This is a genomic window from Pantoea sp. (genome assembly GCF_028283705.1).
GTDB lineage: Bacteria > Pseudomonadota > Gammaproteobacteria > Enterobacterales > Enterobacteriaceae > Pantoea.
The window spans coordinates 329325-343284 of the sequence record NZ_JAPWKD010000032.1; the positions used below are offsets into that span (position 1 = coordinate 329325).

The 13960-nt window shown below is 53.9% G+C and carries 14 protein-coding genes; 7 read left to right on the forward strand and 7 right to left on the reverse strand.

From position 1 onward, the window contains the following. Positions 1-12: 12 nt before the first annotated feature. Entirely contained in the window at positions 13-564 is a 552-nt protein-coding gene (ampD, locus tag PW844_RS24540) for a 1,6-anhydro-N-acetylmuramyl-L-alanine amidase AmpD (RefSeq protein ID WP_299457417.1), read from the reverse strand. Between the two features lie 182 nt (positions 565-746). On the opposite strand from ampD, the gene nadC reads away from it, so the two are divergent. The 4 genes from nadC (at position 747) to hofC (ending at position 4828) form a co-directional block, all read left to right on the forward strand. Beyond that, positions 747-1643: a carboxylating nicotinate-nucleotide diphosphorylase gene (nadC, locus tag PW844_RS24545; RefSeq protein ID WP_299457419.1), complete on the forward strand. Its 897-nt coding sequence runs from the start codon at positions 747-749 to the stop codon at positions 1641-1643. 162 nt (positions 1644-1805) lie between these two features. Further along, positions 1806-2261: a prepilin peptidase-dependent pilin gene (ppdD, locus tag PW844_RS24550; protein WP_299457421.1), complete on the forward strand. Its 456-nt coding sequence runs from the start codon at positions 1806-1808 to the stop codon at positions 2259-2261. Then, entirely contained in the window at positions 2248-3636 is a 1389-nt protein-coding gene (gene gspE / locus PW844_RS24555) for a type II secretion system protein GspE (protein ID WP_299457422.1), read from the forward strand. The genes ppdD and gspE overlap by 14 nt, the downstream gene beginning before the upstream one ends. Further along, on the forward strand, positions 3629-4828 hold the full coding sequence (hofC, locus tag PW844_RS24560) for a protein transport protein HofC (protein WP_299457424.1): 1200 nt from the start codon (positions 3629-3631) through the stop codon (positions 4826-4828). Before gspE ends, hofC begins: the two co-directional genes overlap by 8 nt. 33 nt (positions 4829-4861) lie before the next feature. On the opposite strand, the gene PW844_RS24565 is transcribed toward hofC, so the two are convergent. After that, a complete protein-coding gene (locus PW844_RS24565; RefSeq protein ID WP_299457426.1) occupies positions 4862-5902 on the reverse strand; it encodes a GMP reductase in 1041 nt (346 codons plus the stop codon). A 229-nt stretch (positions 5903-6131) separates the two neighbouring features. Here PW844_RS24565 and coaE point away from each other — a divergent pair, with 229 nt between their 5' ends. The 3 genes from coaE to yacG are packed head-to-tail and all read left to right on the forward strand — an operon-like array spanning position 6132 to position 7694. After that, positions 6132-6740, forward strand: a complete 609-nt coding sequence (coaE, locus tag PW844_RS24570) for a dephospho-CoA kinase (RefSeq protein ID WP_299457428.1) — start codon at positions 6132-6134, stop codon at positions 6738-6740. A gap of 4 nt (positions 6741-6744) precedes the next feature. After that, positions 6745-7488 carry a cell division protein ZapD gene (gene zapD, locus PW844_RS24575; RefSeq protein WP_299457430.1) on the forward strand — a complete coding sequence of 248 codons (744 nt, stop codon included), beginning with the start codon at positions 6745-6747 and terminating at the stop codon, positions 7486-7488. Between the two features lie 8 nt (positions 7489-7496). Further along, a complete protein-coding gene (gene yacG, locus PW844_RS24580) occupies positions 7497-7694 on the forward strand; it encodes a DNA gyrase inhibitor YacG (protein WP_299457432.1) in 198 nt (65 codons plus the stop codon). Positions 7695-7719: 25 nt separating this feature from the next. On the opposite strand, the gene mutT is transcribed toward yacG, so the two are convergent. The 5 genes from mutT to ftsZ form a co-directional block, all read right to left on the reverse strand. Next, on the reverse strand, positions 7720-8115 hold the full coding sequence (gene mutT, locus PW844_RS24585) for an 8-oxo-dGTP diphosphatase MutT (RefSeq protein WP_299457434.1): 396 nt from the start codon (positions 8113-8115) through the stop codon (positions 7720-7722). 100 nt (positions 8116-8215) lie between these two features. After that, the gene (gene secA, locus PW844_RS24590) at positions 8216-10921 is read right to left on the reverse strand and encodes a preprotein translocase subunit SecA (RefSeq protein ID WP_299457436.1); all 2706 of its coding nucleotides are present in this window, start codon (positions 10919-10921) and stop codon (positions 8216-8218) included. A gap of 68 nt (positions 10922-10989) precedes the next feature. Next, positions 10990-11496, reverse strand: a complete 507-nt coding sequence (secM, locus tag PW844_RS24595) for a secA translation cis-regulator SecM (RefSeq protein WP_299457439.1) — start codon at positions 11494-11496, stop codon at positions 10990-10992. A gap of 270 nt (positions 11497-11766) precedes the next feature. Continuing rightward, the gene (gene lpxC / locus PW844_RS24600; protein WP_084872691.1) at positions 11767-12684 is read right to left on the reverse strand and encodes a UDP-3-O-acyl-N-acetylglucosamine deacetylase; all 918 of its coding nucleotides are present in this window, start codon (positions 12682-12684) and stop codon (positions 11767-11769) included. 101 nt (positions 12685-12785) lie between these two features. Then, the gene (gene ftsZ / locus PW844_RS24605; RefSeq protein WP_299457442.1) at positions 12786-13940 is read right to left on the reverse strand and encodes a cell division protein FtsZ; all 1155 of its coding nucleotides are present in this window, start codon (positions 13938-13940) and stop codon (positions 12786-12788) included. Between the last annotated feature and the right edge of the window lie 20 nt (positions 13941-13960).

Consider the following 13960-nt stretch of genomic DNA (forward strand, 5'->3'; position numbering starts at 1 on the left):
GCTCCTGCTGTTTCAGGGATTCTCCCGCTTTAAGGCGTGTTTATAGCGTTCCCAGTCAAATGCCGGACCCGGATCGGTTTTACGTTCCGGCGCAATATTGCTGTGGCCGGTAATGCGTTCCAGGGTCAGTGGATAGTGTTGCATTAATAACGCCGTGACCGCCTGCAACGTGGCATATTGCGCGTCGGTGTAAGGCTGGGTATCGGTCCCTTCCAGCTCAATACCCATCGAGAAATCGTTACAGTTTTCCCGGCCTTCGAACTGAGAAACCCCCGCATGCCAGGCGCGCTCATCGAATGAAACATATTGTACCAGCTCGCCATCACGGCGAATCAGGCAGTGTGCGGCGACACGCAAATGGGCAATATCAGCAAAATAAGGATGCGCATCGGCGGGCAAGGTGCCCGTAAATAGCCGATCAATCCACGGACCGCCAAACTCACCGGGCGGCAAGCTGATATTGTGAATAATCAGTAGGGAAGGCGTTTCATTTTCCGGTCGCTGGTTAAAGTGCGATGACGGCACTTTACGCGCGCTACTAATCCAGCCATCTTCCAGTTTCATGCCATTTTTCCTGCATTTAAGTCTGGCTGAGAATAACATGATTCTCCACGGCTGCTTGCGCGTTAATGCGAAAGCCTGTCCAAGTTAAGGATACTAAACATTTTACCGCCATGAACTGGCAATGCCGGTAAAATAGGGCTAAGGTGTGCGCTCACTATCTCGTCATCTGGAGCAGGAAGAGTATGGCATCACGTCGTTACGATCCCGATCATCGCCGTCACGAATTGATCAAACGCATTGAGCATGACATCCCCGAAGCCGTTACACGCGCGCTTCAGGAAGACTTAGGCGGCGAAGTGGATGCCGATCGTGACATCACTTCACTCTTACTGCCCGCTGAGAAACAGGCTGAAGCACAGATCATTACCCGGGAGGCCGGTGTTTTCTGTGGTAAACGCTGGGTGGAAGAAGTGTTCATCCAGTTGGGCAATAAAGTCACTATTACCTGGCACGTTGAAGATGGACAGGCTGTCGTGCCAGACCAGTTGTTATTTGAACTCCTCGGCCCGGCGCGCCTGCTTTTAACCGCAGAACGTACCGCACTGAATTTTGTGCAAACCCTCTCCGGCGTGGCAACCGAAGTCAGCCGCTATGTGGCTTTGCTGACAGACAGCAACACCCAGCTACTGGATACCCGCAAAACCCTGCCGGGACTGCGTACCGCACTGAAATATGCCGTGCTATGTGGTGGAGGCAGCAATCATCGTCTTGGACTGTCTGATGCTTTTTTGATTAAAGAGAATCACATCATAGCCAGCGGCTCGGTACGCCAGGCAGTGGAAAAAGCCCTGTGGTTACAGCCTGATGTGCCAGTGGAAGTCGAAGTGGAAACCCTGACTGAATTGCAGGATGCGCTGAATGCGGGCGCGGATATCATCATGCTCGACAACTTCAGCCTGGAGATGATGCGTGAGGCCGTGACGCTGACGCAAAAGCAGGCGTTGCTGGAAGTCTCCGGTAACGTCACAGAAAGCACGTTGCCGCAAATTGCTCAGACAGGCGTAGATTATGTCTCGGTAGGGGCATTAACTAAGCACATACGCGCCCTCGATCTGTCGATGCGCTTCCGCGACGCCTGATCGTGATTCGCGGCAGATTTGTGTGACCGCATCCAGTTTGCTGGTCATTGCGTTGCAAACCTGAATCTATTCTGCGCACGGCTTCCAGCCGTGCCACTCTGCCCTCTTCCGCTTTGCTCAACCCTTTTCTACCGTAGCGGCTCGACAACAAGGAGCCAGCTTATGGAACGACAACGCGGTTTTACCCTCATCGAATTAATGATTGTGATTGGCATCGTCGCCATCCTCAGCGCAATCGGCGTACCGGCCTATCAAAACTATCTGCAGCGCGCTGCACTGACGGATATGTTGCAGACCATGGTGCCCTATAAAACGGCGGTCGAACTCTGCGCCATTGAACGCGGCGGACCGGCGCAGTGCCAGGCGGGCGACCGCGGTATTCCTGCGGCCAAAGGTTCACGCTATGTTGCGACACTTGCCGTGACCAATGGCGTCATCAGCCTGACGGGCCAGGAAAGCCTTGCGGGTTTAACGGTGGAAATGCAACCCGTCTGGAATAGCACCGATGGCACGCTTGACTGGCAACGCAGCTGCACCAGCGATAACAACAGCCTGCGCGAAAACTGCCTTGAACAGTTCCGTTTTGCCGACAAAGGTGGCCGCAATGGAGAGATGTGATGCCATGCTCAAGGCCCTATGCAAGCGCCACCACGCAATCATTCTGCATCATGACGCCACGCTGCTGCGCGTGGCCGTCGCGGGAACACCCGAACCTGCCCTGCTGGAAGCGTTACAGTTTGCCAGCCAGTGCAAAGTTGAAGTGGAGTGCTGGCCTGCCGCGCGGATTGAGCAGCTGTTGCATGAGCCGGGAAGCACTGAGAAGCCCCGCGAGCAGGTTTCGGCTGAATCGGCAATCAACGCCGTTGAGCACATCCTGCAACAAGCCATACTGCGACGGGCATCCGATGTCCATTTCGAGCCGCAACGCCATGCGCTACGTATCCGACTACGAATCGATGGCGTTCTGCACAAACTAACGCAGTTGCCCGATGTACAACCTGCTGCGGTACTTGCCCGTCTGAAAATTCTGGGGGGTCTGGATATTGCCGAACGTCGCCTGCCTCAGGATGGGCAATTTACCCTCGAAATCGAAGGCAAAACCGCTGCCTTTCGCCTTTCTACTCTGCCCGTCAGCCACGGAGAGAAAGCGGTAGTACGTCTGATGCAGAGCGAAAATAGCGCAATTGCCCTGGATAAACTCGGCATGCCGGTGGCGCAGCTGCGCCAGTTCAGCAACGCCCTGGCGAAACCACAGGGATTAATTCTGGTTACCGGCCCGACCGGAAGCGGCAAAACTTTCACCCTCTACAGTGGATTGAGCGCACTCAATGTGCCGGAAAAAAACGTATGCAGCGTGGAAGATCCGCTGGAGATCCCGCTGGAAGGTATCAACCAGACACAAATTCAGCCTCGCAGCGGGCTGGATTTTAATCTGGTGCTGCGTGCACTGCTGCGTCAGGATCCGGATGTCATCATGGTGGGCGAAATTCGCGATGCAGAAACAGCCGGGATTGCCGTTAAAGCTGCACAAACGGGCCATCTGGTGCTTTCCACCCTGCATACCAACTCCACTGCAGAAACTCTGACACGATTGCGGCAAATGGGGATTCCCGGTTATCTGCTCGGCCCGGCATTGCAGTTGATCGTGGCACAGCGTCTGGTGAGAAGACTATGCACACATTGCCGACAGCCGGGGCAAGCGATCGCGCATTTACCTGTCGGATTATGGCCTGGCACCCTGCAAACCTGGCGAGCCCCCGGCTGCGATCACTGTTTTTCTGGCTATTATGGACGACTGGCACTTTTCGAACTGCTGCCGATGACCGCTAAATTACAAAACGCGATTTCCGCCGATATGCCGCTGGAGCATCTGTTGTCACTGGCGAACCAGCAGGGAATGAAAACATTAGTCAGCGCCGGGCTGGAGGCAGTCAGTCGGGGAGAAACCTCACTGGAAGAGATGCAGCGTGTCATTGGGTTAGGCAATGACTAATCTCTACCATTTTCGCTGGCAGGCGCTGGACAGCCAGGGCGCGCTGCAAAGTGGCGAGTCGTTAATGAACCATCAGGAAGCACTGTTACAGCACCTGGCCGACAGAGGTATGCTGGCCGTGAGCTGGCAACGGGGCAAATGCTGGCGCGCTCGCGACTGGAAGTGGCAGCAAAAAATCGATTTGATACGCCAGTTAGCAACCTTGCTCAGGGCCGGCCTGCCGCTTGCGGAAAGCCTGACACTGCTTGCTGAAGGTCATCCTGATACTGGCTGGCGGATATTGCTTAAAGGTTTGCAACAAAGAGTGATTACCGGGATGCCCTTTTCTCAGGCGCTGCGCGACTGGCCGCAAATATTTCCACCGCTGTTTCCTGCACTGATGCAGGTGGGTGAACTGACCGGACAACTGGATGAATGTTGTCGCCAGCTGGCGCAACAGCAAACCGGACAACAACATTTGCGGCAAAAAGTGGTGAAAGCGCTGCGTTATCCGCTGTTCATTTTACTGGTGGCGATCGCCGTCAGTGCCGGAATGCTGCTGTTTGTGTTGCCGGAGTTTGTCGCCGTTTACGCCAGCTTCGATGCACCACTGCCCGCACTCACCGCCGGTGTGATGGCGTTGTCCGCTCTGCTGCAACAGGCAGCGCTTCCTTTACTGGCCACCTGTATAGCGTTCTCGATTATTGCCCGGCAAATTTATCGACGGTCGGCGGACTGGCAGCGCCGCATACATCGCTGGTTGCTGCAATTGCCGCTGCTTGCGCCGCTGTGGCGCGGCAGCCAGCTCAGTCAGATCTATGCCATTTTGCAATTGACGCAGCAGGCAGGATTAACCCTGCTGCAAAGTTTACAGGCTGTTGAAGTCACGCTGACGTCACGACTCTGGCGGGAAGCCATCACCGACTTACAGCAACATATTGCCGGTGGTGCACCATTGCATCAGGCTCTGCAACAACATCAGTTATTTACGCCATTATGCGCCCAGCTCATAAAAGTGGGTGAGCAAGCCGGTGCTCTGGATGTGATGCTGTCGCGGCTGGCGGAATGGCACGAGGGACAAACATTAACGCGTGCCGAATCCCTCGCGTCTGCGCTGGAACCGATGATGATGGTGGTGATTGGTGGCATCGTTGGCACTCTGGTGGTTGCCATGTATTTACCGGTGTTCGGGCTGGGTGATGCAATACGCTAACGGGTGCACATCACATGCACCCGCTTCACGGCATCAGCGTGTAAACACCCGGTTTTCCTGTTCAGCAACACGGATAAAGGTGGTGCGCTTAGTCAGCTCTTTGAGCCTTTCCGCACCCACATAGGTACAGGCTGAACGCAGGCCACCCAGAATATCTTTAATCGTTTCTTCAACCGGGCCACGCAACGGTAAACGCACCGTCTTACCTTCTGCTGCCCGATATTGCGCCACTCCGCCCACATGGCGTTTCATGGCTGACTCTGAACTCATGCCATAAAACAGCATAAATTGCTCGCCATGCTCCTCCACGAGGGTGCCTTCACATTCATCATGCGCCGCCAGCATACCGCCGAGCATGACAAAATCCGCTCCGCCGCCAAACGCTTTCGCGATATCACCCGGTACGGCACAACCACCGTCACTGACGATCTGCCCCCCAAGGCCATGCGCGGCATCCGCACACTCAATCACCGCCGAAAGCTGCGGATAGCCGACACCGGTTTTAACGCGGGTGGTGCAGACCGACCCCGGGCCGATACCCACTTTCACAATATCTGCGCCAGAAAGAATTAATTCTTCAACCATTTCACCGGTAACCACATTGCCTGCGCAGATGGTTTTACCAGGGAAGCTTTCGCGGACGCGTTGCAGAAATGCGACGAAGTGCTCGGAATAACCATTGGCAACATCAATGCAGATAAAATTCAATTGCGGGGAAAGTGCCAGAACGGCGGTTAATTTGCTGAAGTCTGCTTCTGAAGTCCCGGAGGAGACCATCGCGTGGCTCAATACCGACGCCGGTACACGCTGGATAAACGCCTGCCAATCTTCAACGCTGTAATGTTTATGAACGGCGGTCAACACACCAAAACTTGCCAGTGCGGCTGCCATGGTGAAGGTACCCACCGTATCCATATTGGCGGCAATCACCGGTACGCCTGTCCAGCTCAGGCCAGAATGTTTGAAAGTATAGGTGCGTTCCAGCTCGACTTCGGAACGGCTTTTCAGGGTGGAGCGTTTAGGGCGGATGAGTACGTCTTTAAAGCCCAGTTTTAAATCTTCTTCAATACGCATAACAAGTGTCCTGGTTAGTGGCATCGAACCGCAGTTCGGGTAGCGCTCACGGCTCCAGTGTCGTTATCATACGCGCCATTCGTTCCGCGACAAGACTGCGAATTTCACTTTATTTAAGCTACAATCCGTTAAATTTAGCTGAGAAAATCGATTGTGATCGTGCTCTCATCTTGCCTTTAGTGATACGCCGGTTGTGGTGTCATTACAGTGCGAACTTCGGGATAACGTTATGCCTTTTACCGTTGCGCTAACGGGGGGTATTGGTAGTGGCAAATCTACCATCGCCAATGCCTTTGCGGCGCTGGGTGTCGATATTGTTGACGCCGACGCCATTGCCAGAGAAGTGGTTGAGCCAGGTACACCGGCATTGCAGGCCATTGCCCAACGCCATGGTGAATCCATCCTGACGGCGGAAGGCACCCTTTATCGCGCACGGTTGCGCGAGATTATTTTTCAACAGCCGCAGGAAAAGAACTGGCTGAACCAACTGCTGCATCCGCTGATTAATGCGCGCACTCAGCAGTTAAAGCAACTGGCGACGTCTCCCTATGTACTGTGGGTGGTGCCATTGCTGGTGGAAAATGGCTTACAGCATCAGGCCGATCGCGTTCTGGTGGTGGATGTGGATGAGGCAACCCAATTGCAGCGCACCCAACAGCGCGATGGGATTCCTCTCACACAGGCCCAAAATATTCTTGCCGCGCAGGCCAGCCGACAGCAGCGCCTGGCCGTCGCGGATGACATCATTGATAATAGTGGCACGCCTGATGACGCGCTGCCGCGTGTTGCTGAACTTCACCAGCGCTATTTGCGACTGGCAGCAGCAGGACAGGATTAACATCATGAGTACAGTCGTTCTGTTTGAACATCCCCTGAATGAGAAGATGCGCACCTGGCTGCGCGTTGAGTTTTTGCTTAACCAGTTGCACGACACCATCCCCGTCACCAGCTCCGTGTCGGCGCTGGGTGTTTTCCGCATTATTGGTGATTTGCTGGATATCTTCGAACGTGGCGATATGCGCACGGAATTGTTGAAAGAACTGGAACGGCAGCAGCAGAAGTTGCGTGCCTGGCTCGATGTCCCCGGCGTCGATCTGCAACGGGTTGACTCCCTCAGCAAGCAGTTAAAACAGCAATCGTCCGAGTTGATGCAGGCACCACGTATGGGCCAGCAATTACGCGAAGATCGCCTGGTTGGGCTGGTCCGTCAGCGTCTGAGCATCCCTGGTGGCTGCTGTAGCTTTGACATCCCCGGATTACATATCTGGTTGCACCTCGAACAATTCGTACGCGACACGCAGGTGAATGCCTGGATTGAGTCGCTAAATCCGCTGCGGAATAGCCTGGTGATGATCCTCGATCTGATTCGTCAGTCGGGTGTTTTCCGTAATCAAACCAGCCTGAACGGTTTTTATCAGGATAATGCCGAGGGTGCTGATTTGTTACGCTTGCAACTGACGCTGGAAGACGCGCTTTATCCGCAGGTATCCGGCCACAAGAGCCGTTATGCCATTCGTTTCCTGCCGCTGGACAGTGAGCGCGGTGACGTACCTGCACGACTTAATTTTGAACTGGCCTGTTGTTAGAGGATGTTATGCAGGAAGAAATGATTATTGTGCCATGCCCCAATTGTGGCAAAGACGTGATGTGGGATGAGCTGAGCCCCTGGCGTCCGTTTTGCAGCAAACGCTGCCAGCTGATTGATTTAGGTGAGTGGGCGGCGGAAGAAAAAAGTATCCCCAGCAGCGGTGACCTCACTGAAAGCGATGACTGGAGTGAAGACCATCAGTAACCATCAGGGGCCTGCGCCCCTGATGTCAGATTTCGCCCGCGACCAGACGCGCAATTAGCGCATGGTTAGCTGGCGGAAATTCATCGGCAACCAGCGCTTTCTGCTCAACCCAGCGTTGCGGTTGCCCTTCTTTGCCCCACGGCTCACCCTGCCAGCCTTCGACCAGAAAGAAATGCAGCGTCACGCGTAAATCTTCATAACTGTGATCGGCCTGACCAATCGCCTGGGCTTCCGTCACGTCAATACCGGTCTCTTCCATCAATTCACGCTTCAGCGCCTGTTCAGCGGTTTCGCCTTGTTCGATTTTCCCGCCAGGAAACTCCCATTTATTGGCCATGTAAGAGCTTGCCGCGCGCTGAGCAAGAAAGATCTGATGACTGGCATTGCGAATAATGCCCACCGCGACTTGCAGGTGTTTCATAAACTGAGTTCCGCTAAAGATGAATGAAGCGCTGAGTTTAAAGCAGCCGCGGTAAGATGTTAACCAAAGAAAAAGGAGCCAGGCGGCTCCTTTGTTCTTATCAGGCCAGACGGCCGTGACACTGCTTGTATTTTTTACCCGAACCACATGGGCATGGATCGTTACGACCGACCTTGCGCTCACCACCCTGTGCTGCCAGCGCGGCGGCCGCTGCGGTTTCATCGTCCACATGGCTGAGTTGCTGCTGCTGTGCCAGACGCTCAGCATCTTCACGACGCTGCTGCTCCATCGCTTCGACTTCTTCCGGCATACGCACCTGAACTTTGCTCAGGGTGCTGATCACTTCATATTTCAATGATTCCAGCATAGCAGCAAACATGGCGAAAGATTCACGTTTGTATTCCTGCTTCGGATCTTTCTGCGCATAACCACGCAGGTGGATACCCTGGCGCAGATAATCCATCGCCGCCAGATGCTCTTTCCACAGCGAATCCAACGTTTGCAGCATCACGCCTTTCTCAAAGTTACGCATCATTTCCACGCCCACCACTTCTTCTTTGGCAGCGTAGCTTTCCGTAGCGTGCTTCATGATGCGTTCGCGCAGCGTCTCTTCATGCAGGTCCGGCTCTTTATCCAGCCATTCAGCAATCGGCAGATTCAGATCGAAATCGGTACGAAGACGTTCTTCCAGTCCCGGCACATCCCACATTTCTTCCAGCGACTGCGGCGGAATATAAGTGTCGATGGTGGCTTTGAACACATCTTCACGGATGCTGTTGATGGTTTCTGACACGTCAGACACATCCAGCAGTTCGTTACGCTGGCTGTAAATGGCACGACGCTGGTCGTTGGCAACATCATCATATTCCAGCAGCTGTTTACGAATATCGAAGTTGCGGCTTTCCACTTTACGTTGCGCATTGGCAATCGCTTTGGTTACCCACGGATGCTCAATCGCTTCACCCGGCTTCATACCCAGCTTACGCATCATGTTAGAAACACGATCTGAGGCAAAAATACGCATCAGCGCATCTTCCATCGACAGGTAGAAACGTGATGAACCGGCGTCACCCTGACGGCCCGCACGACCACGCAGCTGGTTATCGATACGACGCGATTCATGCCGCTCAGTACCGATAATATGCAGACCACCGGCAGCCAGCACCGCTTCATGACGCAGCTGCCAGGCGTTTTTAATCTCTTCAATCTGTGCTTCAGTCGGTGCTTCCAGCTCGGCCACTTCGGCATGCCAGTTACCGCCCAGCATAATGTCAGTACCACGGCCTGCCATGTTAGTGGCGATAGTTACCGCGCCAGGCTGACCCGCCTGGGCCACGATATCCGCTTCACGGGCGTGGAATTTGGCGTTCAGTACGCTGTGCTTGATACCCGCACGCGTCAGCTCGTTGGACACCACTTCCGATTTTTCGATGGAGATGGTACCCACCAGCACCGGCTGCCCGTTGGCAGTACAGGCGCGGATATCTTCGATGATGGCATCGATCTTTTCTTTCTCGGTCATGTAGACCAGATCCGCCATATCTTTACGCACCATCGGACGGTTGGTCGGTACGACAATGGTATCAAGCTTATAAATCGAGCTAAATTCAAAGGCTTCGGTATCAGCCGTACCGGTCATACCGGCCAGTTTTTCATAGATACGGAAATAGTTCTGGAAGGTGATCGAAGCCAGCGTCTGGTTCTCATTCTGGATTTCCACGCCTTCTTTCGCTTCAACCGCCTGATGCAAACCATCAGACCAGCGACGACCCTGCATGGTACGGCCAGTGTGCTCATCCACGATGACCACTTCACCATCTTTAACGATGTAATCCACGTCACGGGTGAACAACGCATGGGCGCGCAGTGCTGCAGTCACATGATGCATCAGCATGATGTTGCTCGGTGAATACAGTGATTCACCTTCATCCATAATGCTCTGGCTGACCAGCAACTCTTCAACTTTAACCAGACCGCGCTCGGTCATATGCGCCTGACGGCCTTTTTCATCTACCCAGAAATCACCCTCACCCTGGAAGGTGTCGGAATCTTCTTTTTCCTGACGAACCAGGTGCGGGATGATTTTATTAACCTTGATATACAGGTCAGAGCTGTCTTCCGCCGGGCCAGAGATGATCAGCGGGGTACGCGCTTCATCGATGAGGATGGAGTCCACCTCATCCACCAGCGCGTAGTGCAGTTTTCGCTGTACACGCTCTTCCGGGCTGAACGCCATGTTGTCGCGCAGGTAGTCGAAACCGTATTCGTTGTTGGTACCGTAGGTGATATCGGCAGCGTAAGCGGCGCGCTTGGCGATGGATGGCATACCTGGCAGGTTGATGCCCACCGTCAGGCCCAGGAATTCAAACAGCGGACGGTTATTTTCGGCGTCACGCTGTGCAAGGTAGTCGTTCACTGTCACGACGTGAACACCTTTGCCGCTCAACGCATTGAGGTAAGCAGGCAGGGTTGCAGTCAGGGTTTTACCTTCACCGGTACGCATCTCGGCGATGCAGCGCTCGTTCAGCACCATGCCGCCGATCAGCTGTACGTCAAAGTGACGCATGCCAAATACACGCTTACTGGCTTCACGTACCGTTGCAAAGGCTTCCGGAATCAGGCTTTCCAGCACTTCGCCTTTTTCCAGGCGCTCACGGAATAAACCGGTTTTGGCTTTCAGTTCATCATCAGAGAGCTTTTCAAAGTCCGGCTCCATCTTGTTGATGACATCCACAACCTTGCGCATACGACGCAGAGTACGATCATTGCTGCTACCAAAAACTTTAGTTAACAATTTGATTAACATGATAAATATATTCTCAATTCAGCCGTGACTTCACGGGCTGCGAAATCTAAAAAGTGTGCGGATAAAAGTTAGCAGTTGAGCAATGAGGGTCCGGCGCGAATGCCCTGAATAGCAGACAACCAGAAAGCGGGGGTATTAAGTTGCGGTTCTGTGGCCAGAACAGCTGGCTGCGGTTCAGCAGTAATCTGCGGCATCGCTGGCGAGGTCAGCAATGCCTGTAATGAATCAATCAACGCCAGCTTTTGTGCCGCCAGCGGTACTGCATTCTCGTTTTCCGCTTGCGCCGGAGGCGTCATACTGAAGGAAAGATGGCGGATAACGGTACGAATGGCATGCTGATGCCAATAGTCGACATTGAAGTTCGGACGGCGCGCAGTTTCCTGCAGGCGAATTAAATGGTCAAAACGAACAACATTGCCGGTAAACAGGCTGCTGACAGGGGTATCTGCGGAAGCAGGTTCGGAAGTCTGGGCACAGGCGGGCAAGCCAAAGCTGGCTGCTACCATCCCCAACAGGAGATGCGGCCAGAAGTAGCGTCTGCCAAATTGTCGCCAGCGTGAAAAAATCCCGATCACAACCCGTCCACAAAACTTCAGTAAGTAAGTCATCCACCGTACTTAACGGCGTACCCTGCCAATACAAGCGCCTGATAATAGCATTTATGTGTGGCTTCCACACCAGTGATTAAACGGCTGCGGGGAGATTTCACGTTTTTTCGTACAGCGTTTAGCCAGTGTTGGCAGTGATGAGCATGTCTTTAGACAGAGATGGCAGGAGACAATAAAAAACGGCAGGTACCACTGACCGGAGAGAGTGTCAGGGAAACCCGCCGTTTTGTGCCTGACTTACGCCAGGACCAGATTGGGTGCTTTGAATGCCAGCGGCAGTTCAGCTTCGTCTTCGAAGGTCGCCCATTCCCAGGCTTCCTGTTTTGCCAGTACCGCCTGCAGCAGTTTGTTGTTCAGTGCGTGGCCAGATTTAAAGGCAGAAAATGCGCCAATAACGTTGTGACCACACATAAACAGGTCGCCGATAGCGTCCAGCATTTTGTGACGAACGAACTCATCCTCAAAACGCAGACCTTCTTCGTTCAGTACGCGGAAGTCGTCGAGGCCAATCGCACAATCTAAACTACCGCCCAGGCACAGGCCTTTAGACTGCAGATATTCGATTTCACGCATAAAGCCGAAAGTACGCGCACGGCTGATCTGGCGCACAAACGCCTCGGCCGAGAAGTTAAGCTGATAGCGCTGCGAGCTGGAATCAATTGCCGGATGTTTAAAATCGATGGTGAAGTCGAGCGAGAAACCATTGTAAGGTTTGATCTCAGCCCACTTGTCGCCATCTTCAACGCGTACCGTTTGCTTAACACGCACAAATTTCTTCGCGCTGTTCAGCTCGTGGATACCCGCATCCATCAGCAAATAGATAAACGGTGCAGCACTGCCGTCCATGATCGGGATTTCTGGTGCATCGACTTCAACAACAATGTTATCGATACCCAGACCGGCCAGGGCGGCGTTCAGGTGTTCAACGGTCGAAATACGCACGCCTTCATCATTCACCAGACAAGTACTCAGCATGGTGTCGCGCACGTATTTTGCATCAGCCGGGAAATCAACCGGTGGATTCAAGTCAGTGCGACGATAGATGACCCCGGTATTAGCCGACGCAGGGCGTAAGGTCAGTGTGACTTTTTTGCCGGTATGTAAACCGACGCCAGTCGCCTGAACAATACGTTTTAGTGTCCTTTGTTTGATCATCGCATTATCTCGCAATATTACCCATCCGACCGCTAGTATAAATTACCAGCGGGCGAACACTTTAGCACAAAGAGCGGAGAAACCCAATTCTCGGGTTATTCTTAGTCGGCTTGCTTACGCAGAAACGCCGGAATATCCAGATAGTCAGGTTCTTTGCCAGATGCCGTTGCAGGATCGTTGACCACTTTCGCTGCAGGTTTTTGCTCCTGCGGCAGCGGTGCCATACCATGCTGCTGGTAGCGATGATCCATCACTGGCTGGCTGCTCTGTTTGTTGGTCACCAGGGTGATTTCCGGACGTTTGTCCATACCGATACCGGTAGCCACCACGGTCACGCGCAGTTCGTCGTTCATCTCTGGGTCCAGAGAAGTACCGATTACCACGGTTGCGTTGTCCGATGCGAAAGCACGGATGGTGTTACCCACGGTTTCGAATTCGTCGAGACGCAGATCGAAGCCCGCGGTGATGTTAACCAGCACACCACGCGCGCCAGACAGGTCGATATCTTCCAGCAGCGGGCTGGAGATCGCCATTTCTGCCGCTTCTTCGGCACGGTCTTCACCACAAGCCACGCCAGAACCCATCATGGCGTAACCCATCTCAGACATCACGGTACGCACATCCGCGAAGTCAACGTTCATCAGACCCGGACGGGTAATCAGTTCAGCGATACCCTGCACCGCGCCTTTCAGCACGTCGTTCGCTGCACCGAATGCATCCAGCAGAGAGATGCCACGGCCCAGTACTTTCAGCAACTTGTCGTTCGGAATGGTGATCAGTGAATCGACATGCTTCGACAGTTCAGCGATACCCTGCTCGGCAAAAGCCATACGCTTTTTGCCTTCGAAGTTGAATGGCTTGGTCACCACCGCAACGGTCAGGATACCCAAATCTTTCGCAACTTCTGCCACGACCGGCGCCGCACCGGTACCGGTGCCGCCACCCATACCCGCTGCAATAAACACCATGTCTGCCCCATCCAGCGCAGAACGCAGTGCTTCGCGATCTTCTTCCGCTGAGGTACGACCGACTTCCGGGTTCGCACCCGCACCCAGACCTTTGGTGATATTGGTCCCGATCTGGATCGTCTGGCCGACCGCTGTTTTACGCAGCGCCTGGGCGTCGGTGTTCACAGCGAAGAATTCCACACCTTCGATACGTTCGCGTACCATGTGCTCTACGGCGTTGCCACCGCCACCGCCGACGCCGATGACTTTAATCACCGCGTCATTGGTTAATTCCATAGGTTCAAACATGATTTCTCTCCGTTATGTGC